Origin of the sequence: Micromonospora sp. AKA38 (assembly GCF_027925725.1) — a bacterium.
Lineage (GTDB): Bacteria > Actinomycetota > Actinomycetes > Mycobacteriales > Micromonosporaceae > Micromonospora.
On sequence record NZ_BNEI01000004.1, the window covers coordinates 565,255 to 588,693 of the forward strand.

Here is a 23,439-nt window from a genome sequence, read left to right on the forward strand (position 1 = left end):
CGGTGACGTTTTCGCTGCCAAAGTGCTTCGGATGCATGCCGCATCAGCCGTTCAGCCACTTGACTGCTTACTTCGTTCGCCGTATGAAATAAACATGACGGGCAGGGTGATGCCACCACCGATCCGGAGGGGTCGAGTGCGGTCGGAAGGGGTCGAGCCGTGGCGCGTGATCCCCGCCGGTGTCGAGCGCGTCCCGCGAGGCCGACAGGTCGTTGATGGCCCGGAGGATCCGTCGGCGTTCCTGGGTGAGGTCGGCCAGCATGACCGAGCAGGTCGGCGCCAGTCGGTCACCGTCCTCCCGCACGCACGGCAGGACGGTGGCGATGGTCGTGGTGCTCGGGCCCGCGGTGACCAGGCTGCGGATGCGGCACACCGTACCGATGTCGGCCTCGCGGTACTCGCGGTAGCCGCTGCGTGCGGGCGGGCGGGGCTACCATCAGCCGCGCGGAAGCACGGTGATGGCCGCGATGGCGGTGTTGACGACCGTTGCCGTCACGGTACGGGTCACGGCCTGCGCCGCGGCGTCGGCTCCCCAGTCGCCTCGTTCCAGTTCCTTGGCCCGCGTGATCACCGACGACGTCCACGGGATCTCGCGGTGGAACTGCGGGAGAGTTCCGCTCGCCGAGAGCAGTGCCGCGAGCGCGGCGATGCGGGCCGGTGGCGGCGTGTCCGCCGAGAGGGCTTGTCGGACGTCGGCGAGCAGACGCGCCCGGCGTCCGGTCCCACCCTCCCGGAGGGCTGTCGTGCGGAACAGGCCGAGCACCTTGTGCGGCCTCCGGTCGAGGTCGCCTCGCGCGATCAGCCTGTCCAAAACCGGCTCGCGCAGTGGGGGGCCGATCGCCGCGAGTGCGGTCTGCGCGCCCCTCGGCTTCGCGGAGAGGTAGTCCCACGCCGGACGCAGGAGGTCGTCCGACGGTGGGTGACCCGCCACGCTCCTGATCCGGCCCCGGGCCTCCGTGGCGAGGTGGTCGCCGAGGGCGAGGTCCGCCAGGACGGCGCCGCCGAGCACGGAGAAGAGCGTGTTCTCACCCGCGATGGTCCCGGAGCGGGGCTGGAACAGCAGCAGCAGAAGATCCTCCACCAGGGTCGGTGGGTCGGACCGGCGCTCGGTGGTCATCGGCGGGGCTCCCAGCGGAAGAGTCGGGTGGCCAGGGCGACGGCGACGACGACCCAGCCCAGGGTCGGCGCGAGCAGGAGCAGGGAGTCGGTCACGGCCACGCCGCCGTTCCAGGCGTTCCTGGTCAGTTCGGTGGCGGCGCCGCCGGGCAGCAGCCGCTTGAGCCAGGCGAGGTTCCCGGTGCCGCTGATGCCGACCCAGGTGGCCACGGCGATCATGCCGAGGGTGACCGGCAGGGTGGTGACCTGGGCGTGCTCGGGAGAGTTGGTGAGTCCGGCGGTGGCCAGGGCCAAGCCGATCATCATGGCCAGGGTCGCCAGGACCGCCAGCACCAGCAGGGCGGGGTCGGCTGGCCCGCCGGCGACGACGGCCAGCGCGGTCAGGATCGCGGCCACCTGCACCACCGCGATCGTGGTGGGCGGCAGCAGCAGGCCGGCCAGGATGGTGGAGTCGGCGACAGCGGTGGAGCGCAGTCGCTTCAGGAAGAGGTTCTGGCGTCGGGAGGCCAACGTGGTGACGGCGGTGGCGTAGAGCCCGAACGCGGCCACGGTGAACAGCACGATCGCCGCGATGTAGCCGAGGCTGCCGATCTCGGCGAAGATCTCGTGCTGGCGGACGAAGACGGCGCAGACAACGACCGGGATGATGAGGCTGGTGATCAGCACCAGCCGGTTCCGGAAGATCTGGATCAGCTCGCTGGACGCGATGGACAACATGGGACGCTCCGGTTCGAGAAGAGGTTCAGCGGGTGACGGCGCGGAAGACGTCGTCGAGCCGGGTCGACCCGGCGTGCAGGTCGCGCAGCTCCACCGTGTGGTCCTGGGCCCACCCGAGCAGGGCGTGCAGGTCCTTCTGCAGGGCGAAGGTCTCGATCACGACGGTCCCGTCGGCGTCGACGGTGGCCTGCACCGGCAGCATCGGCGCCGGTTCCGCGAGGGAGAAGCGGATCACGGCCGGCAGGCTGCGGGTCAGCTCGGAGACGGTGCCCTCGCGGTGGAGGACGCCCTGGTGCATCAGCCCGATCCGGTCGGCGCGCTGCTGCGCCTCCTCCAGGTAGTGCGTGGTCAGCACGATGGTGGTGCCGTTCTCGCGCAGCCGGTCGACAGTCGCCCAGACGGCGTCGCGGGACTGGATGTCCAGGCCGGTGGTCGGCTCGTCCAGGACGATCAGCTCCGGGGTGCCGTAGACCGCGGTGGCGAAGTCCAACCGCCGCTTCTCGCCGCCGGACAGCTGAGCCACCTTCCGGCCAGCCCGGTCGGTGAGGTCGACCAGGTCGAGCACCCGGTCGACGTCGTCGCGGCGCCCGCTGAGCCGTCCGATCAGACCGACGGACTCGCGGACCGTGAGGTCGGGGGAGAAACCACTCTCCTGGAGCATCACCCCCGTGCGGGGACGTACCGTCCGCCGGTCGTCGGGGCGGTGCCCGAAGACGAGTACGGTGCCGGAGGTCTGCCTCCGATGCCCCTCGACGACCTCGAGCGTCGAGGTCTTGCCGGCCCCGTTGGTGCCCAGCAGCGCGTAGAGCTCCCCGGGGCGTACCTCGAAGGAGAGGTCCTTGACGGCGTGGAAGTCACCGTAGGTGAGGTTCAGCCGGTCGACTGCGATGACGGGTGTGGTGGACATGCACCCATGACAGCGCGGGTGTGCCCGGCGTGGCAGTGGCGCGGTGTCATGACCGCGTGTGACGTGGTGTCACTGGTGGTCGCCGGTGATCGTCGGATACTGGGGTGGTGACCGCACCATCGCCGCGCTTCACCGCGTCGACGCAGAAGAGGCTGCGCCGGCTCAACCTCGCCGCCTCACTGCCGCCGGTGGTGCTCGCCGCCGTGGTGCTGGTCTACACCGACGCGCGTGCCTGGTGGCACGTCGCCGTCCTGGCGCCCGGGGCGATGGCGGCCCTGGTGGCCTTCGAGCGGTGGACGGCGGGCGACCTCGGCCGGTTCGCGCTGCCCTGCGCGGTCGTCGCGGCAGCGGTGTGGCCACTGGGAGTGCTGGTGACCGGCAGTCCCAACGCGTACTGGGGGATCTGCGCCGTGGGTTCGCTCGCGTTGCGCCAGGTGCGGCGGCGCCGTGCCCTGGTGATGGCCGGGCTGTTCTCCTTCGTCGCCGTGGTCGGCGCGATGCGGCTGCTGGTGCAGCGGGACGACCCGGGCGACGTCGTGGGGCGCTACGTCCTCGTGCCGACCGTCCTCACCGTCGTCGTGACGGTCCTGACCGTGGTGGGGGAGCGGTTCTACGACCTCATCCGGGAGCTCGAACAGACCCGGGAGCGCGAGGCGGAGCTGGCCGTGGTCCGGGAGCGGGTCCGGTTCGCCAGCGACCTGCACGACATCCAGGGCCACACCCTGCACGTGGTCAAGCTCAAGATCGCCCTGGCGCAGCGGCTGCTGGACCGCGACACCGTACGGGTGGCCAAGGAGCTGCGGGAGACGTACGCGCTGGTCAGCGACACCATCGCGCAGACCAAGGAACTCGCGTACGCCCAGCGGCGGCTCAACCTCACCGCGGAGATCGAGAACGCGAAGAACCTGTTCGAGGCCGCCGGCATCCGGGTCCGGGTGACCCGGGAGGCCGAGGTCGACACCCGCGTCAGCGAACTGCTCGGCCAGGTGCTGCGGGAGACCACCACCAACATCCTGCGCCACGCGCAGGCCGCCCAGGTGCAGATCACGCTCGCCGGGACCGGCATCACGATCGTCAACGACGGCGTGACCGCCACCGGGCTTCCCGAGCTGCGGGGCCTGGCGGCGTTGCGGCAACGGGTCGTGGACGACGGTGGCGAGTTCTCCGTGGAACAACGCGACGGGCGGTTCCGTACGGCTGCGGTCTTCGCGCCCGCCCGCGCCGACGCGGCCCCCACGGTGGCGAGGGAGGACGGCCGATGACGAGCATCGTGCTCGCCGACGACGAGGTGTTGCTGCGGACGGCCCTGGCCGCGCTGCTGCCGATGGAGGGCGACATCACCGTGCTCGCCGAGGCCACCGACGGCGGGACGGCGATCGCCGCGACCCTGCGACACCGGCCCGACGTGCTGGTCATCGACCTGGAGATGCCGGGCGTGGACGGCCTGGACGCGGTCGCGGAGATCCGCCGCGTGCGGCCCGAGCAGGTGATCCTCATGCTGACCCGGCACGCCCGGCCGGGCGTGCTGCGCAAGGCGTTGCGGCTCGGCGTGCAGGGCTTCGTCAGCAAGTCCGCCGAGCCGGCCCACATCACCTCGGTCATCGCCACCCTGCACGCGGGCAAACGCTGGATCGACCCGGACGTGTCCGCGCTCGCCGTCACCGAGGACTGCCCGCTGACCGACCGCGAGATCGACGTGCTGCGGGTCACCGGGGAGGGCTACTCGGTCGCCGACATCGCCGTCCGGCTGCACCTCGCCCCGGGCACCGTGCGCAACTACCTCTCCAACGCCATGCGCAAGACCCAGACCCGGACCCGCCACGACGCGGCCCGGTACGCCCGCGAACACGACTGGCTGTAGCGGCCGTCCGGCTACTGCTCGGGGTGCTCGGCGCGGTCACCTGTCGGCGTCGCGGTCCGATCGGATCGCGTGATCGGTGAACCGAAGGTCGTCCCCGACCGTCGTAGGCGCAGTCCCGCCTGTCGTGGGGCGGGTCCGGCGAGTGGTGGAGGGGTCGAATGCAGATGTGGCAGCGGGGCGGCGCGCACCGGGCGGTGCGCGCCGTGGTGGTCCTCGGTGCGGTCGGGGCCGTGCTCGGCGCGGGTCTGGCCGTGGTGCCCACCGCGCGGGCCAGTGCCCACACGACCATCGTCGGCGTCGGCGGCAGATGCGTCGACGTGGCGTGGACGCAGACCGCCAACGGCACGCCGATCCAGCTCGCGGACTGCAACGGCACGGTCGCCCAGGACTGGTTCCACGACGGTTCGGGGCCGGTGCGGGCGCTGGGGAAGTGCCTCGACGTGGCGGGCGGCGTCGGGGCGGACGGCACGCGCATCCAGTTGTTCGACTGCAACGGCACCGGCGCGCAGCAGTGGCGGTTCACCGACGGGCAACTGGTCAACACCGGCTCCGGCAAGTGCCTCGACGCTCCCGGCGACGCCGACGGCACGCACCTGCGGCTGTGGACCTGCACCGGCAGCCCGACCCAGCGGTGGAGCGTGCCGGGCGCACCGCGTCCGGCCGGCGCGGCGGGAAAGAAGGGCGTGAGCACGTGGGCCTTCCCCCGGGTCGCCGACGGCGTCCACGCGGTGGGGGCCGGCTGGTACTACGACTGGTCCGCGAACCCGGACGACGTCCCGGCACAGGCGGAGTTCGTACCGATGATCTGGGGAGCCGGCGCTGTCAACGACGGCGAACTCGACAGCGCGCGGCGCTCCGGCACCACGCTGCTCGGTTTCAACGAGCCCGACCTGCCGCAGCAGGCGAACATGAGCGTCGAGCAGGCGCTGACGTTGTGGCCGCGGCTCGAACGGACCGGTATGCGCCTGGGTAGCCCGGCCGTCGCCTTCGGCGGCGAGGTCCCCGGCGGATGGCTCGACCGCTTCCTGAGCGGGGCGCGTCAGCGCGGCATGCGGGTGGACTTCATCGCCCTGCACTGGTACGGCTCGGACTTCGGCCCCGCCGCGCCGCAACACCTGATGAACTACGTGCAGGCGGTGCACGAGCGCTACGGACTGCCCGTGTGGGTCACCGAGTTCAGCCTGACCAACTTCGCCGGTCATCCTCGCTACCCGAGCGCCGAGCAGTTGACCGCGTTCGTCCGCGAGGCCACCGCCCGGCTTCAGGCGACCCCGTACGTGGAGCGCTACGCGTTGTTCGCGCTGCCCGCGTCGGGGGAGGCGGCGGCACTCGGGCTGTATCGCGAGGACGGCGTCCTGACCCCGGCCGGGGACGCGTACCGCGGGTCATGAGCAGCCCCGGCGGGAGGGGGAGGTCGTCGTCCTCGCCCTCCCGCCGGCGCTCAGGCCCCGAAGCGGCGATGTCGGGCGGCGTACGAGCGAAGGGCCCGGAGAAAGTCGACCTTCCGGAAGCCGGGCCAGTACACGGCGCACGCCAACGCCGGCGCCTCGTTGCCCTGTCCCGGTCAGCCGGCTCAGGCCACGGGGTCGGCGGTCTGCTCCGCCTCGGTGGCTTCCTCGCCCTCGGTGGCGAGGCTGGTCTCCAGCCAGCTCGCGATCAGCTCGGCGACGGTGTCCGGCGGCGGCATGGCGATGCCGATCGCGTTCTCCCGCTGCCACAGTTCGAAGATCACGCGATCCTGCGGTTCCACCACCGTGTGCCCCTCGTCGCGCAACGCCTCGACGTGTCGCTGGGTGACCCGCTTGACCCACATGGAGCGGTTCATGCTGGGGAAGAAGAGCGACGGGCGGTCGCTGGCCAGCAGCGCGGTCTGCGCCGGCGTGCCGGCCAGGCCGAGGGCCGTCGCGGCGAGCATGTTGGCCGTCGCCGGCAGCACCACCAGGCCGAGGGAACGCTTCGCGAACTCGGTCGGATTCAGCGCCGGATCGGCGCTGGTCCAGACCTCGTCGGCGTACCAGGCGGCCACCTGGGGCGGCACGAAACGTTCGGCGCTCGCCGTGAGCAGCACCCGCAGCGGCAGGTCGATCTCCTGGCGGAGCCAGGACAGGTACCCCGAGGTCGCCATCGCGGCGCTCGAGCCGCTGACGATCACCGACAGTGCGTCATCTCGCATGGCGACAGCGTGGCGTGACGACCCGGTCCCGGACATGGGGGAGCGGCCCCGTCTTCGCGCCCCCGCCCGCCGGGAGTTTGGGGGCCGTTCCCCATGCCGTCCGGACCGGCCGGCTGGCAGGTTCTTCCCCAGGCCCCGGCCGGCCAGCCACCCCGACGCCCGTCCGAGGAGGTGAACGTCATGAAGAAGATCACGATCCGCAAGACCGGTTCCATCAAGCTCACCACGTCTGCGCCGCTGTACTGCACGGACTGCTGCTGACCGGTCCGGCCGCCCCGACGCCTGTGGCGCCGGGGCGGCCGTCGCCGGCCGTCACCGCGATGGAGGGCCGATGTCACCCACCCGCTTGGAGTTCCACCCGCTCACGTACGTGCCGGAGCGGGACGGCATCACGGTCGGCCGCGTCGACGCCGCCTCCTTCGCCATGCTGCCCGAGGACGGCGTCGCGCTGCTGCGCCGACTGGCCGGGGGCATGCCGGTCGACGAGGCCGAGCAGTGGTACCGGCGCACCTACGGCGAGACCGTCGACATGGCCGACTTCGTGGACGCGATGCGCGAGCTGAGGTTCGTCCGGGCCGAGGGGGAACCGCTTGCCACGCCGCCGAAGGTGCGTTTCCACCGGCTCGGCCGGCTCGCCTTCTCCCCGCTGGCCTGGGTCGTCTACCTGCTGGTGATGGGCGCCGCCGTCGTCGCCATGGTGAACCGACCGGAGCTGCGCCCCCAGGCCGACCACGTGTTCTTCGTGCCCTCCCTGCTCGGCGTGCAGTTGGGCCTGGCCCTCTGCCAGTCGCCGGCCATCCTCTGGCACGAGTTCTACCACCTGCTCGCGGCCCGCCGGCTCGGCCTGCCCACCCGGATGCAGATCGGCCGCCGGCTCTACTACGTGGTGGTCGAGACCGAGCTGGACGCGCTGCTCACCGTGCCGGCGCGGCGGCGTTACCTGCCGATGACGGCCGGCCTGCTGGCCGACGCGGTGCTCTTCGGCGCGCTCGTGCTCGCCGCCGCGGCCGACCTGTCCGACGGTCTGTCCTGGCCGGGACGACTCGCGCTCGCGGTGGCGTACACCGTGTTGCTGCGGATGTCCTGGCAGTTCTACGTCTTCCTGCGCACCGACATGTACTACGTCGCCACCACGGCCCTGGGCTGCACCAACCTGGACGAGGTGAGTCGGGCGTACCTGCGCGACCGGTTCGGCTGGTTGCCCTGGGTACGCCGCGCCGACTGGACCGACGGCGACTGGTCGCCGCGGGACCGGCGGCTCGCCCCCTGGTTCGCGCTGGTCACCTGCGCCGGCGTCGGGGTGCTGCTGGTCACCGTCGCGCTCTGGACCGCGCCGCTGATCTGGGAGTTCGGCACCCGGGTGGTCAGCGCCCTCGTCAACGGCTCGCCCGCCGGGCCCGGCTTCTGGGACTCGGTCGCCTCCCTCCTGTTGGTCGCGTTCGAGCTGGTGCTGCTGCCGCTGCTGGCCGGGCGGGTCCAGCGCCGGCGGGCGAAGAGTCCGAGCCCCGCTCCGGCCGGCTGACCGCCGCCCGCCCACCACGACCGTCCACGACGGCCACCGAGCCGCCGGACCCATCCCAACCGAGGAGCAAGGCATGACTGCACACCAATGGCGGGTTGGGCCGTCGCCGGCCGACGGCGAGCGGGCCGATCTCGCGGTCGACGCGCACCGGGGCCTGCGTGGTCCGTACACCGGGCTGGGCAGCCTGCTGCGGCTGATCGTGCCGGAGACCTACGAGCGCCGGCCCGACCTGGTCCGCCGGCACCTGACCGAGATCCTCTCCGCCGCGCCGGAGTTGCGGGGCGCGATCGACGCCGCGCCCGAGACCCTCACCTCCCTCGCCGTACCCGAGGAGCGGACCCGGATCTACCCGGCCAACCGGACCCGGCGGCTGGCGCACGGGGCGACCGAGTTCGTCGCCGGCCACGCCGCCGCCACCGGCCGGTTGCCGCTGCGGGTGGCGTTCGACCGGGTGGACCAGGCGGACCCGACCGACCAGGAGTTCCTCGCCATCTTCCTGCGTCGGGTCCGGCCGGACCGGGTGCGGGTGACCATCGGCACCGACGGCGGCCCCCTGGAGCCCGAGCTGTCCGCCGCGCTCGAGCGGTACGCGACCCGGCGGCCGGACCTGCCCCGGCCGGGCGCCGCCGCCGGCCGCGACCGGGAGGAGTTGGCGCAGGCGTACGTCGACGCGGACGGCACCTCCACCGACCCGGCGGAGCTGGCCGCGTACGAGCAGACGGACGCGGACCGCCGGGTACGGCTGCACGACGCGCGCGCGGCGCGGCTGCGCGAGCGCGGCGAGTGGAGCCTGGAGCTGGGCGCGATCCCGTGGCACCTGGAGCGCGGCAGTGATCCGGCCGGCGCCGGCGCGGACGCGCTCTACGAGGCGGCCCGGCACTGCGGCGCGATGGGCTACTACCACGCGGTGATCGACTACGGGACCCGCGGCCGGGCGATCGTGGACCCGGAGACCCAGATGCAACGGTTCTGGCTGCTGAGCACCCGGGCCAGCTCGGCGATGGTGGTGCTCGGGCGCACCGTGGAGGCGGAACCGACCTACCTGGACCTGCGCAGCCGGTACGCCGACCCGGAGCTGCAGATGTCCACCGGGTACGCGCTGGCGATGCTCTACACCCGGTTCCACCCCGACGAGCTGCGGGACCACCATCTGGCCCGGGGCTACATCAACAACTCCATCGCGATCGCCTCGCTCCTGCCCGACCTGGAGAAGCGGGCCTTCCACTCGGTGTTCCAGAACAACGGTCTGGCGCTGATCGAGATGCGGTTGGGCCGGCTGCCGGCGGCGCTGCGGCTGGTCGACGAGGGGCTGCGCCGGCTCGACCAGGAGCTGCCCGGCGACAAGCACCGGCTGCACCGGTCGGTGCTGGTGCACAACCGGGGCAAGGCGTACCTCGCGCTCGGCCGGCTGGACGAGGCGCTGGCCGACCTGACGAAGGTGATCGAGCTGGATCCGAACTACGCCGACTACTACTTCGACCGGGCCGACGTGCGGCGGCGGCTGGGCGACCTGGCAGGCGCCGTCGCCGACTGCGACACCGCGATCAGCCTGTCGCCGCCGTTCTACGAGCTGTACTACAACCGGGCGGACATCCGGACCGAGCTGGGCGACCTGGCCGGCGCGGTGGCCGACTTCGGTTACGTCGTCGAGCTGGAGCCGGACCAGGTGGACGCCCGGGTGAACCTCGTCAGCCTGCTGCTCGACGACGGGCTGCTCGACGACGCCCGCCCACACCTGGACGAAGGACTGCTGCGGCACCCCGACGAGCCCCGTCTGCGGCAGTTGCGCGGTGTGCTCGCGCTGGCCGACGGCGACCGGGCGCAGGCGCGGCGGCACTTCGACGCGGCGCTGCGGGCCGACCCGGAACTGGTTGCCGCGCTGGCCAGCCGGGCCGCCCTCGCCTTCGACGGCGGGGACCACGCCACCGCGGTCGCGGACCTGACCGCGGCGCTGGCGGTCGAGCCCGACAACCCGGACCTGTGGTACAACCGGGGCTTCGTCCACCAGGCGTCGGGCCGCTGGGCCGACGCGGTGGCCGACTACAGCCGCGCGTTGGACCTGCCCGGGGCCGACCGGGGCGAGCTGCTGAGCCAGCGGGCCCGGTGTCACACGGAGCTCGGGGACACCGAGGCCGCCCGGGCCGACGAGACGGCCGGCGCGGCCGAGCGGCTGGACCTGGCCGGCGCGCGATGACCACCACGGCCTCGATCAGGGACTCGACAGCGGTCGGGCCGCGCGCCGGGGCGCAGCCCGACGCGTCCCACCCGACCGTCGGGGCCGCCGACCGCTCCCCGGTGGGCGACGCGGCCCCGCCCGTGCCCGCCGGTGGCCCGGCCGCCGACCCGCCCGCGCCCGCCGGCAACCGGGCCGGCGACCCGGCCCGGCCCAGCGGGGTCAGCGGCCCGCTGCTGCGCGAGTTCATGCGCAACTGGGCCACCGGTGTCGCCGTGGTCACCAGTCACGCGGACGGGCGGCCGGTCGGCTGCACGGTCAACGCGTTCACCTCCGTGTCGCTGAGCCCGCCCCTGCTGCTCGTCTCGCTCGGGCGGGCCAGCCGCACGCTGGCCGCGCTCACCGCCGAGGGCGGGTTCGCGGTGAACCTGCTGAGCCGGCGGCAGTGCCACCTGGCCGACCAGTTCGCCGGCCGCGCGCCGGACCGGTTCGCCGGGGTGCCGTACCGCGACCGGGACGGGTTGCCGCTGCTCGACGGCGCGCTCGCGGTCGCGGTCTGCACCGTGAGCCAGGTGATCGGGGTCGCCGACCACGCGCTGGTGCTGGGGGCGCCGTACTGGTGCGAGAGCCGCGCGGGCGTGGAGCCGGCCGTCTTCTTCGCCGGAGGGTACCGGGCGGTCAGTCCGGATTGACCCGCTCGCGGAACCGGGCGGCGTACCGGTTGAGCGCCGCCCGGTTCGTCTGCTCGGTCTTGGCGATCAGGCTCGCCACGTGCTTCTCCACGGTGCGCGGGGAGATGAAGAGCTCGTTGGCGATGCTGCGGTTGTCGGACCAGTCCGCCATCAGTTCGAGGACTTCGTACTCCCGCTCGGTCACCCCCTTGAGCCGCAGCGGCGGTGGCACCCGGCTGGTGTCGCGGCGGTGCGGCACCACCACGCCGCACCGGCGCAGCTCGGCCCGGCAGGCCCGAGCGGGCGCCCCGAGCCCGGCCTGGCGGAAGTGCTCCTCGGCCTGGCGCAGCCAGGTGACCGGGTCTCCCCAGCGGTCCGTCCGGGCCGCCCCGGCGACGAGGCGCAGGCCGAGGTGGACGGCGATCGGGTGCGCGTGCGCGTCCCGGCGCACCGCCGCCACCGCCGCCGCGGCCTCCTCGCGCCGGCCCTGCCGGCCCAGCAGGACGGCCTCGGCGAGCGACCCGAACTGCCGGTTCCAGTGCAGGCGACCCGCGTCGCTGCCGCTCGTCGCGCGCCCGCGACACCAACTCGCCGCACCGCCCAACACGTCCAGCAGCAACCCCAGCCCGTGCTCGCCGGCCAGCGGATAGGGCGCCGGCCGGTCCGCGTCGTACCGGGCCGCGCGGGCCAGCTCGTCGCGCGCCCGGTCCGGGTCCTCCTCCAGCAGCGCGCAGACCGCGTACGCCATCCCGTGCGCCAGCGCCAGGTACGGCGAGCCGGTGTCCCCGTGGCGCCGCAGGTCGACAAGCGCCTCGTCCAGCTCCGGCCGCCGGCCCCGGTGCCCGGCGCAGATCGCGCGGACCAGCGAGAACCGGACCAGCACCTCGCGCAATCCCAGCCGCCCCGCCTCCGCCACGCTCACGGCGACCAGGCGCTCCGCCTCGTCGTACCGGCCCCGCAGGGCGTGGTGCCAGGCGAGCAGGGCGTGCCCGGTGTGGCGCAGCGCCGGGGAGCCGAGCCGTCCGTTCCGTTCCGCGCTGTGGCGCAGGGCGTCGGCGTCACCGGTGAGCAACCACTGGTGCTCGGCGAGCAGGAGGGTGGCCCGGGCCCGCCACAGCGGCAGGTGGTGGCGGTCGGCCAGCTGCCGGATCCGGAAGAAGCACGTCTGCGCCTCGTCGGTCTCCCACCGGCGGGCCAGCAGGCCACGGACCTGCCAGCCGAGACAGGCCGCCGCCGGCAGCCCGGCGTGCTCGGCCTCGTCCACCGCCCGCTCGGCGAGCCGGACCGCCTGCTCGGGCGCGCCGACCGCGAGGTGGGCCGCGACCGCGTCGAGGTACGCGGTCTGCGGCCCGGGGGCGTCCGGGCCGAGCACCGCCCGGGCCGTCTCCAGTTGGACGACCGCGTCAGCCCACCGCCCGGCAAGGCCGGCCAGCCGGGCGAGCTGCACGTGCACGCCGGCCAGCCGTTCGGGCGGGACGCCCGGGTGGCAGAGGTCGTCGAGGCTGTCGAGGAGCCGCAGCCCGCGTTCGGCGTCGCCCGTCTCCACCAGCGCGCAGAGCAGCTCGTGCAGCACCTCGGCGCGCAGCGGGGCGTCCGGGGCGGTCTCGGCGAGTCGCCATGCCTGTTCCAGGGTCTCGACGGCCGCGTGCAGCCGGCCCGTGGCGAGCGCCCGGCGGCCGGCGAGGGTCAGCAGCCGGGCCGCCCGCGCCGGGTCGCCGCCCCGGCCGGCCAGGCGGGCGGCGAACGCGCACCATCCCCCCGTCAGCTCCGGGTGCAGCTCGTGCACCGCCTCGGTCGCCCGCTGCGCCAGGACGGCCCGATCGGCCGGGGTGAGCAGGTCGAGCAGCGCCAGGGCGGTGGTCGGGTTGCGGAAGGCGTACCAGTCGTGGTCGTCGGGGCCGGGCACGACCAGCCCGGCGGCGACCGCCGCGCGTACGTGCCGGAGCAGGTCGTCCTGGTCCAGCCGCAGGGCCTGCCCGAGCACCGAGATGGGGAACCGTTCGCCGATCACGGCCGCGGCGGTGAGCAGGCGGCGGCCGGCGGGCCCGAGCCGGGTCGCCTGGCCGGCGACGGTGTGCCGGACGCTCGACGGCACGGCGGTGGGGACCTCGTCGACCAGCCGGCACCCGCCCGGGTGCACGACGAGGGCGCCGCTGTCCACCATGGCCTGTAGCAGTTCGGTGGCGAGGAACGGGTTGCCGGCGCTGTCGCGGCAGAGCCGGGTCACGACCGTCTCCGGCACCTGGTGGGGGAGCAGCCGCAGCCGGGACGCCGCGAGCAGGCGGACCGCCGGTGGGTCCAGCGGGTCCAGCGGCAGGACCGCGCCGCGGCACCGCCGGCCGAGCGACTGGGTCAGGTCCCATGCCGGCCCCGGGCCCTGCCGCACGGTCGCGAGCAACAGGGTGCCCTGGTGGACGAGGTTGTCGGCCAGGTACTCCACCACCGTCAGCGTCCTGCGGTCGCTGTCGTGCAGGTCCTCGAGCGCCAACAGGCAGCCGCGCTCGGCGCCCGCGACCGACAGCAGCCGCAGCACCGCCTCGCCGAGGAGCACCGGCGAGGTCGGCGCCGGAGCGGCGTCGGGGGAGCGGTACTCGGGGAGCAGCCCGCCCAGGGCGGACCGGTAGGGGCGCAGGCGGGGATGCTCCAGGATGGGTTCGCTGCGGGACAGGTGCGCCAGGGCCTCGGTGAGGGGGCGCAGCGGCACGACGGGTCCCGTGCTGCCCGCCCGCCCCGGCAGCACCGACATGCCGGACTGCCAGGCCCGACGGGCGGCCTCCAGGACCAGCCGGGTCTTGCCCGTGCCGTCCTCGCCGACCAGGAAGACGCAGCCGCCGTGCCCCTGCCGGGCCCGGTCCACCGCCGCGTGCAGCAGGTCCCGCTGGTGGTCGCGGGCGACCAGGGCGGGCAGTGAACAATTACTCCCGCTGAGCATGGCACCTCCCTGTCTCGGAACAAGAACGGAACGCCTGGTCAGCCTCGAAGCGTCGTGACGCATATCCGACCGGGGTCGTAGGAATCGGGACCGGCGGTTCCGGGAACGGTCAGCTTAAGAAGGATCGCAACGAATTTACAGTCTTGTATTTTCCTTTGGATCTTCCGTTTGATGCACCGGGCGTGTTCACTGAAGTGCGCTGGGTTACGCAATTTCCCGCTTATGATCCACTTTGGCGGTTTTCGCCGATGTGCTGTCGTGGCGCGACGGCGGGTCGTCGAACAAAGCGGATTGCGCGATGAATGGTCTGTGCCGGTGCTTTTGAAAGGAGTGTCGCTGTATGGCGGCGAACAGAGCGATTCGCCGGGGCGGGAACCATTTCCGCAAAGCTGTCCGACCGGGGTGCCCCCGCCGGGGCGCCGGGGGAGGTCGCGGTCGCCGGCCGGTGGGAACATCGCTGCGTGCGGGGTCCGGCACGAGCTGTTGACAGCTCTCGATTCGTGGGGAACTCTCCTGCTGTGTTCGACGTATGATCGGCAACCCGGGCGGTGAGGGGTACGGATGCGGACCATCGACTGGCGGGACGACCGGATCGTCGCGATCGACCAGACCCGGCTGCCGCACGAGGTCGAGTTCCTGGAGATCGACACCGTCGAGGACCTGATCGCCGCGATCCGGTCCCTGGCGATCCGGGGCGCGCCCGCGATCGGCGTCGCCGGAGCGCTCGGCGTGGCGCTCGCCGCCCGCCGACACCCGGACCCGACCGAGCTGCGCCAGGCCGTCGACGCGCTCCGCGCCGCCCGCCCCACCGCGGTCAACCTCGCCTGGGGCGTCGACCGGGTCCGCGCCCGCCTCGACGCCGAGGGCGCCGAGGCGGCCCTCGCCGAGGCCCTGACCGTGCTGGCCGAGGACGTCCGCTGCTGCCGGGAACTCAGCGAACGCGGCGCCCGCTGGCTGGTCGACACCGTCGGACCGCAGGTGGCCGTGCAGACGCACTGCAACGCCGGCGCGCTGGCCACCGTCGAGTGGGGCACCGCCCTCGGGGTCGTCCGGTCCCTCCAGGAGCACGGCGCGCTCACCCACGTGTACGCCTCGGAGACCCGCCCGCTGCTCCAGGGCGCCCGGCTGACCGTGTGGGAGCTGGCCCAGATGGGCGCGGCGCACACCCTGGTGGTGGACTCGGCCGCCGCGTCGGTGCTCGCCCAGGGCCGGGTCGACGCGGTGGTGGTGGGCGCGGACCGGATCACCGCCAACGGCGACGTGATCAACAAGGTGGGCACGTACCCGCTGGCGCTGGCGGCGGCCCGGGCCGGGGTGCCGATGGTGGTCGCCGCCCCGGAGTCCACCGTGGACCTCGCCACGCCGTCCGGCCGGGACGTGCACATCGAGGTCCGCGACCCCGAGGAGATCACCGCCCTGGGGGCGGTGGCGCTGGCCCCGAAGGGCACCGGCACGCTCAACTACGCCTTCGACGTGACCCCGGCGGACCTGGTCACCGCCATCGTCACCGAGCGTCGGATCATCCTGCCGGCCGCCGGCGGTCGCCCCGACGACCCCATCGGCCGGAGCTGACCCACCGACCCGAGGAGTGCACACCCCGATGCGTAACCGCTGGTCCGCCGCCGACGCCCCGGACGGCTCCGCCCCGATCGCGCGACTCGTGTACGCGTCCCGGCTGCTCGGGTCCGACACCGGCCTGGTGCTGCACGGCGGGGGGAACACCTCGGTCAAGACGACGGTCACCGACCTCACCGGGGAGCCGGTGGCGGTGCTGCACGTCAAGGGCAGCGGCTCCGACCTGGCGACGATGGACTCGTCCGGGTTCACCGCGCTGCGGCTGGAGCGGCTGCGGGCGCTGCTGCGGCTGGAGCGCCTCGGCGACAGCGACATGATGAACGAGTTGCGCTGTGCCCGGCTCGACGCGCGGGCGCCGGACCCGAGCGTGGAGACGCTGCTGCACGCGCTGCTGCCGCACCCGGTCGTGCTGCACAGCCACGCCGACGCGCTGCTCGCCCTCACCAACCAGCCGGACGGCGCGCGGCTGGTCGAGGAACTCTACGGCGACAGCGTCGTCGTGGTGCCGTACGTGATGCCGGGGTTCGACCTGGCCCGGCGGTGCGCGGACCTCTACCCGGCCCACGCGCACGCCGGGACGGTCGGCATGGTGCTGCTCCACCACGGGCTCTTCACCTTCGGCGCGGACGCCGAGGAGGCGTACCGCCGGCACATCGACCTGATCAGCCGGGCGGAGGAGCGGGTCGGGCTGCCCCGACCCCCGGTCGCGCCGGCCCCGCTCCCGCCGGTGGACCGGGTCCGGCTGGCCCGGCTGCGCCGGGACGTCTCCGCCACGGCGGACGCCCCGATGCTGCTCAGCCGCCACGAGGACCCGGCCGTGCGGGCCTTCCTGGACCGACCCGACCTGGCGGCGGTCGCCACCCGGGGCCCGGTCACCCCGGACCACGTGCTGCGCACCAAACGGATCCCGCTGGTCGGCACCGACCCGGCCGGCTACGCCGACGCCTACCGCCGGTACGTCGAGCAGCACCGCTCCCGAGCCCGCACCACGCTGACCATGCTCGACCCGGCGCCACGGGTGATCCTCGACCCGGAGCTGGGGATGCTCACCACCGGCCGGTCGGCGGCCGAGACGCTGATGGCCCGGGACATCTACCGGCACACGGTCGACGTGATCGAGGCAGCCGAGGCGGTCAGCGGCTACCGGGCGCTGCCGGCGGAGGACATCTTCGACGTGGAGTACTGGGAGCTGGAGCAGGCGAAGCTGCGGCGGGGCGGACCGACGCCGGAGTTCGCCGGCGAGGTGGCGGTGGTGACCGGCGCGGCCTCCGGCATCGGCCGGGCCTGCGCCGAGGCGCTGCTGGCGCGCGGGGCCTGCGTGGTGGGCCTGGACCGGGACCCGTCGGTCGGCGCGTCCGACGGGCCGGCCCGCCTCGGCCTGACCGTCGACGTCACCGACGCCGCGGCCGTGGACGCCGCCCTGGACACCGCCGTCGACCGCTTCGGCGGGGTGGACATCGTCGTCGCGGCGGCCGGGATCTTCCCGCCGAGCCGGGCGATCGCCGACCTGGACCCGGCCGGATGGCAGCGCACCATGTCGGTCAACGCGGAGTCCGTGGCCCACCTGTTCGGCCGGGCCCACCCGCTGCTCGCGCTCGCGCCCCGGGGCGGCCGGGTGGTGGTGATCGCCTCCCGCAACGCCCTCGCCCCCGGCCCCGGCGCGGTCGCCTACTCCGCCTCGAAGGCGGCGGTGACACAGGTGGCGCGGGTGGCGGCGCTGGAATGGGCGGGCGACGGCATCCGGGTGAACGTGTTGCACCCCGACGCGGTCTTCGACACCGGGCTGTGGAGCCCGGAGGTGCTCGACGCCCGGGCCCGGCACTACGGGCTGACCGTGGCGGAGTACAAGCGACGGAACCTGCTCGGCGCCGAGATCACCAGCGCCCGGGTGGGGGAGCTGGCCGCCACCCTCTGCGGGGAGCCGTTCGCGGCCACCACCGGGGCGCAGATCAGCGTGGACGGCGGGAACGAGCGGGTGATCTGACGGACCGACCGTCAGGAGGCCGTCCGCCGAGGGACGGTGTGCCGGGGGGTCACGCGCGCCGGCCCTCGACCGGCGGCGCCTCCGCGGGGCCGGGCGCGCCCAGCCCGTGGTCACGGGCCAGGGCGATGGCCTCGGCCCGGCTGCCCAGGTGCAGCTTGACCAGGATCGCCGAGACGTTGTTCCGCACGGTCTTGGCGCTCAGCCCGAGCCGGTGCGCGATCATCGGGTTCGCCAGGCCCCGGGCGAGCAGCACCAGGATCTCGCGTTCCCGGTCGGTGAGCTGCGGGAACGGGGCGTCGGCACGGACGCCGAGCAGCACGCCCGCCCGGTCGGCGAGCGGCCCGCCGAGGACCAGGTCGCCGCCCGCCACGCCCCGGATGCCGCGCTCCACGTCGGCGGCCGACGCGCCCTTCAGCACGTAGCCGCGCGCTCCGGCGCGCAGCGCGGCGACCAGCGAGGCGTCGTCGTTGAGCATGCTCACCACCAGGACCCGGACCGCCGGGTGGTCACGGCGCAGCAGGCGGGTCGCCTCGATCCCGGAGCCCTGGCCGAGGTGCAGGTCCATCAGCACCACGTCGGGGCGTACCCGGGCGACGAGGGTGCGAGCGTCGGCGGCGTCGGCGGCCTCCCCGACGCACTCGATGCCGACCAGAGTGTCGAGCAACGCGCTCATGCCGAGTCGGAAGACCGGGTGGTCATCCACCACGACGACGCGGATCGGGTTGTCGCTCACGGCCGCTCCAGGGGGATCGTCAGGCAGACGGTGGTGCCGCGGGCCCCGGCCGGTCCCACGGTCAGGGTCGCACCCACCGCCTGTGCCCGCTCCCGCATGGCATGCAGGCCGACCCCGTGGTTGGTGGGCCCGGCCGGCACGCCCCGACCGTCGTCGGTGACGGTGACGCGTAACAGGTCGGGCAGCCGGTCCAGCGAAACGGTGCACCGGTCCACGCCGGCGTGCCGCTGTACGTTACGGATCGCTTCGGCGGTGACGCCGTAGGCGGCGGTGGCGATCAGCTCCGGCAGCGGGTCCAGGGCGGCCGGTCCGTGCACCACGACGTGGAGACCGGCCCGCGCGTACTGGTCACGGAGCAGGTCCAGGGCGGGGCCCAGGCCGCCGTCGGCGAGCACCGGGGGCAGCAGACCGTGTGCCAGTTCCCGGACCTCCGCCGCGCGTGCGGTCAGCTCGTCGGTCAACCGGTCCAGCAGGTCCTCCGCCCGGTCCGGGTCGCGGCGCAGCAGGTTGCGGGTGGCGGCCAGCCCCAACCCGATGCCGCTCAGCGCCGGGCCGAGGCCGTCGTGCAGGTCCCGGCGCAGGGAGCGGCGTTCCTCGTCGCGTACCTCCGCCAGCCGTTGCCGCGACCGGGCCAGGTCCCGGTTGGTGCCGGCGAGGTCCACCACGGCGGCGACCACCGGCGCGAGGACGGCGAGCGACTCACGGGTCCGGCCGTCGAGCAGCTCGCCGGGCCGGGGCCAGGCGTGCAGGTAGCCGACCAGTCGGTCGCCGCTGGTCAGCGGCACGGCGACCGGAGGGCCGTGGTCGTGGGGTGGGGGTGGTGGGCCGTGCTCGGTGATGCGTACCTCGGCCAGCCGCAGTGCGGCGGCGATCGTCGCGCCGATGTCGGTGGTGCTGCCGACGCTGTGCACCACCCGCTGTAGCAGCGGTTCGGGCGCCTCGCCGTGCACGAGCCGGTCGACCCGTCGTTGCACCGCCTGGCGGATCGGCTGGAAGGCCGCCGCGAGCGCGGCGGTCACGACGAGCTGCGGCAGCGGCAGCGCACGCGGCAGCAACCGGTCGAGCACGGCCACCGCGGCACAGTAGCCGGCGATCACCACGGCGGTCATCAGATACCAGACCAGGGTGCGGCGCACGGCCACCCGCAGCCCCCACAACTGCTGGCGTAGCACCACCACCGCCACCGCGGCGGGAAAGAACGCCTGCGAGGCGAGCATCAGCAGCGCGGGCACGGTCGACGGGACAACGGGTGGCAGGAGGGAGGCGGCGAAGCTGAGGGTGAGCAGCGCGCTGCCGGCGGTCGCCCAGCCGAGGCCGTGGCGCTGCGGTGCGGGACCCCGCCGCCACCGCCACGCCAACCCGGCGCAGGCCAGCAGGCCGAGACCGACAAGCGCCCACGACAGGACCGGCGCCAGCGGGCGCAGCAGCGCGGCCCGAACCTCGCGCAGCTCGGGCGGTAGCGGGAGCGCCCCCAGCGGCGGTGGCGCGGTGGCGAGCACGGCCGTCGTCAACGCCACGTAGCCGAGACCGGTGGCGGCGGCGAGTCGGTCGAGGCGGCCGAGTGGCCGGTCAGGCAGCAACCAGGGCATGACCACGACGAGTGCGTAGAGGCCGGGCACCCAGGCCACGTGGTGCAGGACGGCCAGCAGCGGTGGTCCGCCGACGGCGAGCTGCCACTGGGCGACGCACGCGGACAGCGCGCTGCCCAGCGCCGCCGCGCAGGCGATCACACCGGGCAGCCGGCTGCCGGTGCGCTGCCGGCTGAGGATCAACCAGGCCACCGCCCCGTAGACGAGGCCGTCGAGCAGGTCGACGAGGGAGTAGAGCCCGGTGGCGGTGAACGGGGGAGTCGCCACGGACCAGGCGGCGACCGCGCCGAGGCTGAGCAGGGCGGTGAGGGCGAGGACGGTCCACGCGGCCCACCGCCGCGTCCCGGGTGCGTTCGACATGTCGGGTCCACTGTGTCAGTCCGGTGCCGTCGGCGGGACCACCGAAACGGCGTGAGCCGGACGACGGGCCGGTCGTGGCGACCGGCCCGTCGTCCGGGGGTCAGCTCTGCGCGACGGCCTTGCCGCTGACCTTCAGCTGGTCGACCACGGTGGCGACGTCGGGCAACCGCTCCCGGTAGACGTTCGCGGCGAGACGCTGCGAGTACGTCTCGTAGACCGCCGCCAGCTCACCCGCCCGTTCGATGGCGACCGCGTGGATGCAGTTGCCCAGATATTCGTTGGGCGAGTTCGGGCTGTCCGCGCCCGAGCACGCCGTGTTGAAGATGGGCGCCTGCCCGACCCGGGGGTCGATCTCGGAGATCGACTCCGGGCACGGGTCACCCGGCATCGGCTGGGTACAGGGCGCGTAGTCGGCCTCGGCGATCTCGTACGCCCGACCGATGTGCGTGTCCGGCAGTTCCCGCCCGACCGGCGCGCCCGGGTGGCGGTAGCCGCTCGGCAGCAGGTTCCCGCCGAGCAGATAGCCGCTGAGCGAGGCGTCGGAGTCCAACGCCACCGGGAAGCCGAGCTTGGTGTACGCCTGAAGCAGCCGGAACGCCTCGGTGACCTTGTTGCCGGCCTTGCGGAGCTCCGAGGTCGGGTCGCCGAACCTCTGGTTGACCAACTGGTAGTAGCGCTTCTGCTTGCCCCACAACATCCGGTCGCCCAGCGTACGGGCGATGGTCAGCCGCTCCGGGTTGTCGGCCGAGCGCGCACCCGTCTCGAACGCCGGCAGGTGCACCGATTCGTCGTTGTAGGTCATGTAGTAGACCTCGTCGTAGCAGTAGCCGGTGGGCGGGTTGTCCCGGGTGCTCCACGAGCAGACGATGCCGGCGCTCTTGGTGTTGCGCCAGGTCCGCACGTCCATCCAGAAGCCGCCCTGGTTGACGCTCATCTGCGCGTGCACGGTCAACTGGAGGTCGGCCTTGGTGATCTCGGCGCGCGGCCCGGTGGTGGTCGTGTGGTTGACGAGCTCCGCGTCGTAACAGATCTGGAAGTGCGGCTCGAACTGCCTGTTCGTGCCGTGGCTGAGCAGCTGGAACGCGTTCGGCAGGTCGCCGAGGTTCACGTTGGCCGGGATGCGCACCCGAGGCAGCGGATGCGCCGGGTCGCAGCTCGACATCTTGGCGTCCGCGTTGTAGTTGTGCTCCTTGTCGGCGGCCCAGTACGAGCGGGTGTTGGTCAGCCGCGTCGGGGGCGCCTGGTCCGGGCCGTACCACGGGTTGTAGCCGCCGCCGGTGGCCTCGTCGCGCAGCTTGCGCAGCTCGGCGGACTGGGCGTTGACCGCGCTCTTGTAGTTCTCCACCAGGCCGGTGAACAACGCGTTGCGGTGCCCGTCCGCGGTGGGCCGGCTGAACCGGCTGCTGGCGTCCAGGATCTGCTGGCCGGAGCGGCCGATCCGGGCGGCGAAGGAGTCGTCGCCGATCATGTCGCCGGCCAGCGTCGGGTTCTCCAACGCCAGCGCGGTGAACGGCCGGGTCGACATCGTCCAAGCCCCGGCGTGCGGCGTCTTCACCGTGGCCGGATACCCCGGATCCCACCTCCGGGCCAGGTAGGACAGGTAGTCGATGGCCCCGTAGGGGGTCTTCTCGTCGAGCACCTTCACCGGCTCGATCGTGGACTGCGACCACTCGGCCGGCGTGAGGACGAAGGGCGCGCCCGCGGCCGTGGAGGTGGCGGCGGTGAACAGCTTGCCCTCCGTCTCGTCGTACTGGGCCACCGAGAGGGTACGTCCCGTGCGCGCCTTGTATCCGACGAAGGTGTTGATGACGTACTCGGCGTCGGCGAGCGCGTTCTTCTTCAGCGCCTCCTGCATCGAGAGGCTGAGCTGGTCGACCTTGGTCTCCAGGCCGTAGATCTGGTGCTTGATCGCCTCGATGTCGCGCATCACTACGCCGATGTCGTCGCGCATCTTCAGCAGGACCGACATGACGTCGTCGTAGATCGCCGAGAGCATCGCCTCCACCCGGTCGAACCGTTCGTGCATCTCGGCACGCAGCTCGCCGACCTGCTCGCGCAGCTTGCCGATCTCCTGCATCACCAGCTCGTGCTCGCTCGGGCCGGAACCCATGAAGATCGGCAGTAGCGTCATCACCGCGCCCAGCACGTTGCCCGTGAGCACCACCGTGCTCAGCGACCCGATGGCGTCGCTGAGGCTGAGCCCGGCCACCGTCGGCAGGTACTTGTTGATGGCGGTGGCGATGCCGACCGCGGCCTTGCCGATCGCCAGCACGTCCTTGCCGGCCTTCGCGTCGGCGAACCCGGCGAGTGTGGCCAGGATCGTCACCGCGGAGTCGGCGGCGTCGATCGCCACCTGCCGGTTGGCGGCCTCGGCCAGCGCGGCCGTGTAGTCCTGCGGCGTCGGCTTCGGGCCGGGACCGACCGGATACTTCAGGTCCGCGGCGGCCAGCTTGTCGATGATCTGCGAGTTCTGCGCGGCGACCTGGTCCAGCGCCCCGCTGAGCTGCGCGCGCAGCGCCGCCAGGTAGGCCTGCTCGTTGCCCAGGTGCTCCAGGATCGCCTCGGTGTTGACGAAGGAGGCGAGCAGCGGGTCGGCGAGCAGTTGCTCGGTGGTCGCGGTGGCGCGCACGTTGAGCTGCGCGCCGATCTCCCCGTCCCAGGCCGCCGCGAGGTCCGCGTCCTGGGCCGCCGCCCGGGTGAGCTGGCCCCACGCGCGTTCCTGCTGCGCGTAGAGCGCGTCCATCCACCGGTAGTTCTGGTAGGCGCTGGTCACCGCGTCCTCGACCTCGGCCGAGGCGGTGATCGTGCCGCCGACGGTGGCGTCCAGCAGCCCCTTGACCATCGGCGCGCCGATGCTGACCCCGGGGATGCCGGACAGCGCGTCGATCACCTTGATCATGGTGGCGTACGTGGTGCGGGCGGTGGTGTCGGAGATGCCCGCCGCGTTGACCGCCTGCCGCGTGGCGACCAGGTGCCGCACCACGTCGTCGCGGGACGAGCCGGGGTTGCGCTCCCGCCAGTCCAGCAGTTCGGCGGTGAGCACCAGGTTCTTCAGGCCCGCGACGCCGCCGTTGTGCGCTCGCAGGTAGGCGGCGAACACGCCGTCGTGGAACTTCGCCGCCTGGA

General features: G+C 73.5%; 17 protein-coding genes and 1 pseudogene. 9 read left to right on the forward strand and 9 right to left on the reverse strand.

Annotated elements, in window-relative coordinates:
* Positions 1 to 436: 436 nt before the first annotated feature.
* The 3 genes from TPA0908_RS17555 to TPA0908_RS17565 are packed head-to-tail and all read right to left on the reverse strand — an operon-like array spanning position 437 to position 2,740.
* Positions 437 to 1,117, reverse strand: coding sequence for a GOLPH3/VPS74 family protein (locus TPA0908_RS17555; RefSeq protein WP_281939288.1), 681 nt, complete (start codon positions 1,115 to 1,117; stop codon positions 437 to 439).
* Positions 1,114 to 1,833 (reverse strand): ABC transporter permease, encoded by a 720-nt coding sequence (locus TPA0908_RS17560; protein WP_281939290.1) that lies wholly within the window; start codon positions 1,831 to 1,833, stop codon positions 1,114 to 1,116. Before TPA0908_RS17560 ends, TPA0908_RS17555 begins: the two co-directional genes overlap by 4 nt.
* A gap of 25 nt (positions 1,834 to 1,858) precedes the next feature.
* The gene (locus tag TPA0908_RS17565) at positions 1,859 to 2,740 is read right to left on the reverse strand and encodes an ABC transporter ATP-binding protein (RefSeq protein ID WP_281939292.1); all 882 of its coding nucleotides are present in this window, start codon (positions 2,738 to 2,740) and stop codon (positions 1,859 to 1,861) included.
* Positions 2,741 to 2,847: 107 nt separating this feature from the next.
* Between TPA0908_RS17565 and TPA0908_RS17570 the strand changes: the two genes are divergently transcribed.
* From TPA0908_RS17570 to TPA0908_RS17580, 3 genes are all read left to right on the forward strand, one after another.
* The gene (locus TPA0908_RS17570; protein ID WP_281939293.1) at positions 2,848 to 4,002 is read left to right on the forward strand and encodes a sensor histidine kinase; all 1,155 of its coding nucleotides are present in this window, start codon (positions 2,848 to 2,850) and stop codon (positions 4,000 to 4,002) included.
* Positions 3,999 to 4,601: a response regulator transcription factor gene (locus tag TPA0908_RS17575; protein ID WP_281939294.1), complete on the forward strand. Its 603-nt coding sequence runs from the start codon at positions 3,999 to 4,001 to the stop codon at positions 4,599 to 4,601. Before TPA0908_RS17570 ends, TPA0908_RS17575 begins: the two co-directional genes overlap by 4 nt.
* A 158-nt stretch (positions 4,602 to 4,759) precedes the next feature.
* Positions 4,760 to 5,992, forward strand: coding sequence for a glycoside hydrolase family protein (locus tag TPA0908_RS17580; RefSeq protein ID WP_281939296.1), 1,233 nt, complete (start codon positions 4,760 to 4,762; stop codon positions 5,990 to 5,992).
* 50 nt (positions 5,993 to 6,042) lie between these two features.
* On the opposite strand, the pseudogene TPA0908_RS17585 reads toward TPA0908_RS17580, so the two are convergent.
* Together TPA0908_RS17585 and TPA0908_RS17590 are read right to left on the reverse strand one after the other, a co-directional pair.
* Positions 6,043 to 6,132 (reverse strand): annotated as a pseudogene (locus tag TPA0908_RS17585) (undecaprenyl diphosphate synthase family protein); the annotation flags it as partial.
* Positions 6,133 to 6,174: 42 nt separating this feature from the next.
* Positions 6,175 to 6,774 carry a flavoprotein gene (locus TPA0908_RS17590; RefSeq protein WP_281939297.1) on the reverse strand — a complete coding sequence of 200 codons (600 nt, stop codon included), beginning with the start codon at positions 6,772 to 6,774 and terminating at the stop codon, positions 6,175 to 6,177.
* Positions 6,775 to 6,867: 93 nt separating this feature from the next.
* Here TPA0908_RS17590 and TPA0908_RS17595 point away from each other — a divergent pair, with 93 nt between their 5' ends.
* The 4 genes from TPA0908_RS17595 (at position 6,868) to TPA0908_RS17610 (ending at position 11,161) form a co-directional block, all read left to right on the forward strand.
* Entirely contained in the window at positions 6,868 to 7,035 is a 168-nt protein-coding gene (locus tag TPA0908_RS17595) for a hypothetical protein (RefSeq protein ID WP_281939298.1), read from the forward strand.
* A gap of 70 nt (positions 7,036 to 7,105) precedes the next feature.
* Entirely contained in the window at positions 7,106 to 8,296 is a 1,191-nt protein-coding gene (locus tag TPA0908_RS17600; protein WP_281939299.1) for a hypothetical protein, read from the forward strand.
* Positions 8,297 to 8,369: 73 nt separating this feature from the next.
* Entirely contained in the window at positions 8,370 to 10,490 is a 2,121-nt protein-coding gene (locus TPA0908_RS17605) for a tetratricopeptide repeat protein (RefSeq protein ID WP_281939301.1), read from the forward strand.
* Positions 10,487 to 11,161 (forward strand): flavin reductase family protein, encoded by a 675-nt coding sequence (locus TPA0908_RS17610; protein WP_281939303.1) that lies wholly within the window; start codon positions 10,487 to 10,489, stop codon positions 11,159 to 11,161. The genes TPA0908_RS17605 and TPA0908_RS17610 overlap by 4 nt, the downstream gene beginning before the upstream one ends.
* Here the strand turns inward: TPA0908_RS17610 and TPA0908_RS17615 are convergent.
* A complete protein-coding gene (locus TPA0908_RS17615; RefSeq protein ID WP_281939306.1) occupies positions 11,148 to 14,072 on the reverse strand; it encodes a helix-turn-helix transcriptional regulator in 2,925 nt (974 codons plus the stop codon). The genes TPA0908_RS17610 and TPA0908_RS17615 overlap by 14 nt on opposite strands.
* A 561-nt stretch (positions 14,073 to 14,633) precedes the next feature.
* On the opposite strand from TPA0908_RS17615, the gene mtnA reads away from it, so the two are divergent.
* Together mtnA and TPA0908_RS17625 are read left to right on the forward strand one after the other, a co-directional pair.
* Positions 14,634 to 15,644 carry an S-methyl-5-thioribose-1-phosphate isomerase gene (gene mtnA / locus TPA0908_RS17620; RefSeq protein ID WP_281939308.1) on the forward strand — a complete coding sequence of 337 codons (1,011 nt, stop codon included), beginning with the start codon at positions 14,634 to 14,636 and terminating at the stop codon, positions 15,642 to 15,644.
* Between the two features lie 28 nt (positions 15,645 to 15,672).
* A complete protein-coding gene (locus tag TPA0908_RS17625; RefSeq protein WP_281939310.1) occupies positions 15,673 to 17,631 on the forward strand; it encodes a bifunctional aldolase/short-chain dehydrogenase in 1,959 nt (652 codons plus the stop codon).
* A gap of 49 nt (positions 17,632 to 17,680) precedes the next feature.
* Here the strand turns inward: TPA0908_RS17625 and TPA0908_RS17630 are convergent, their stop codons facing one another.
* The 3 genes from TPA0908_RS17630 to TPA0908_RS17640 all read right to left on the reverse strand — a co-directional run.
* Positions 17,681 to 18,364 (reverse strand): response regulator, encoded by a 684-nt coding sequence (locus TPA0908_RS17630; protein ID WP_281939311.1) that lies wholly within the window; start codon positions 18,362 to 18,364, stop codon positions 17,681 to 17,683.
* Positions 18,361 to 20,313 carry a sensor histidine kinase gene (locus tag TPA0908_RS17635; RefSeq protein ID WP_281939313.1) on the reverse strand — a complete coding sequence of 651 codons (1,953 nt, stop codon included), beginning with the start codon at positions 20,311 to 20,313 and terminating at the stop codon, positions 18,361 to 18,363. The genes TPA0908_RS17630 and TPA0908_RS17635 overlap by 4 nt, the downstream gene beginning before the upstream one ends.
* A 100-nt stretch (positions 20,314 to 20,413) precedes the next feature.
* Positions 20,414 to 23,439: hypothetical protein (locus TPA0908_RS17640; RefSeq protein ID WP_281939315.1), on the reverse strand; the 3,026-nt coding region annotated here is incomplete at its 5' end.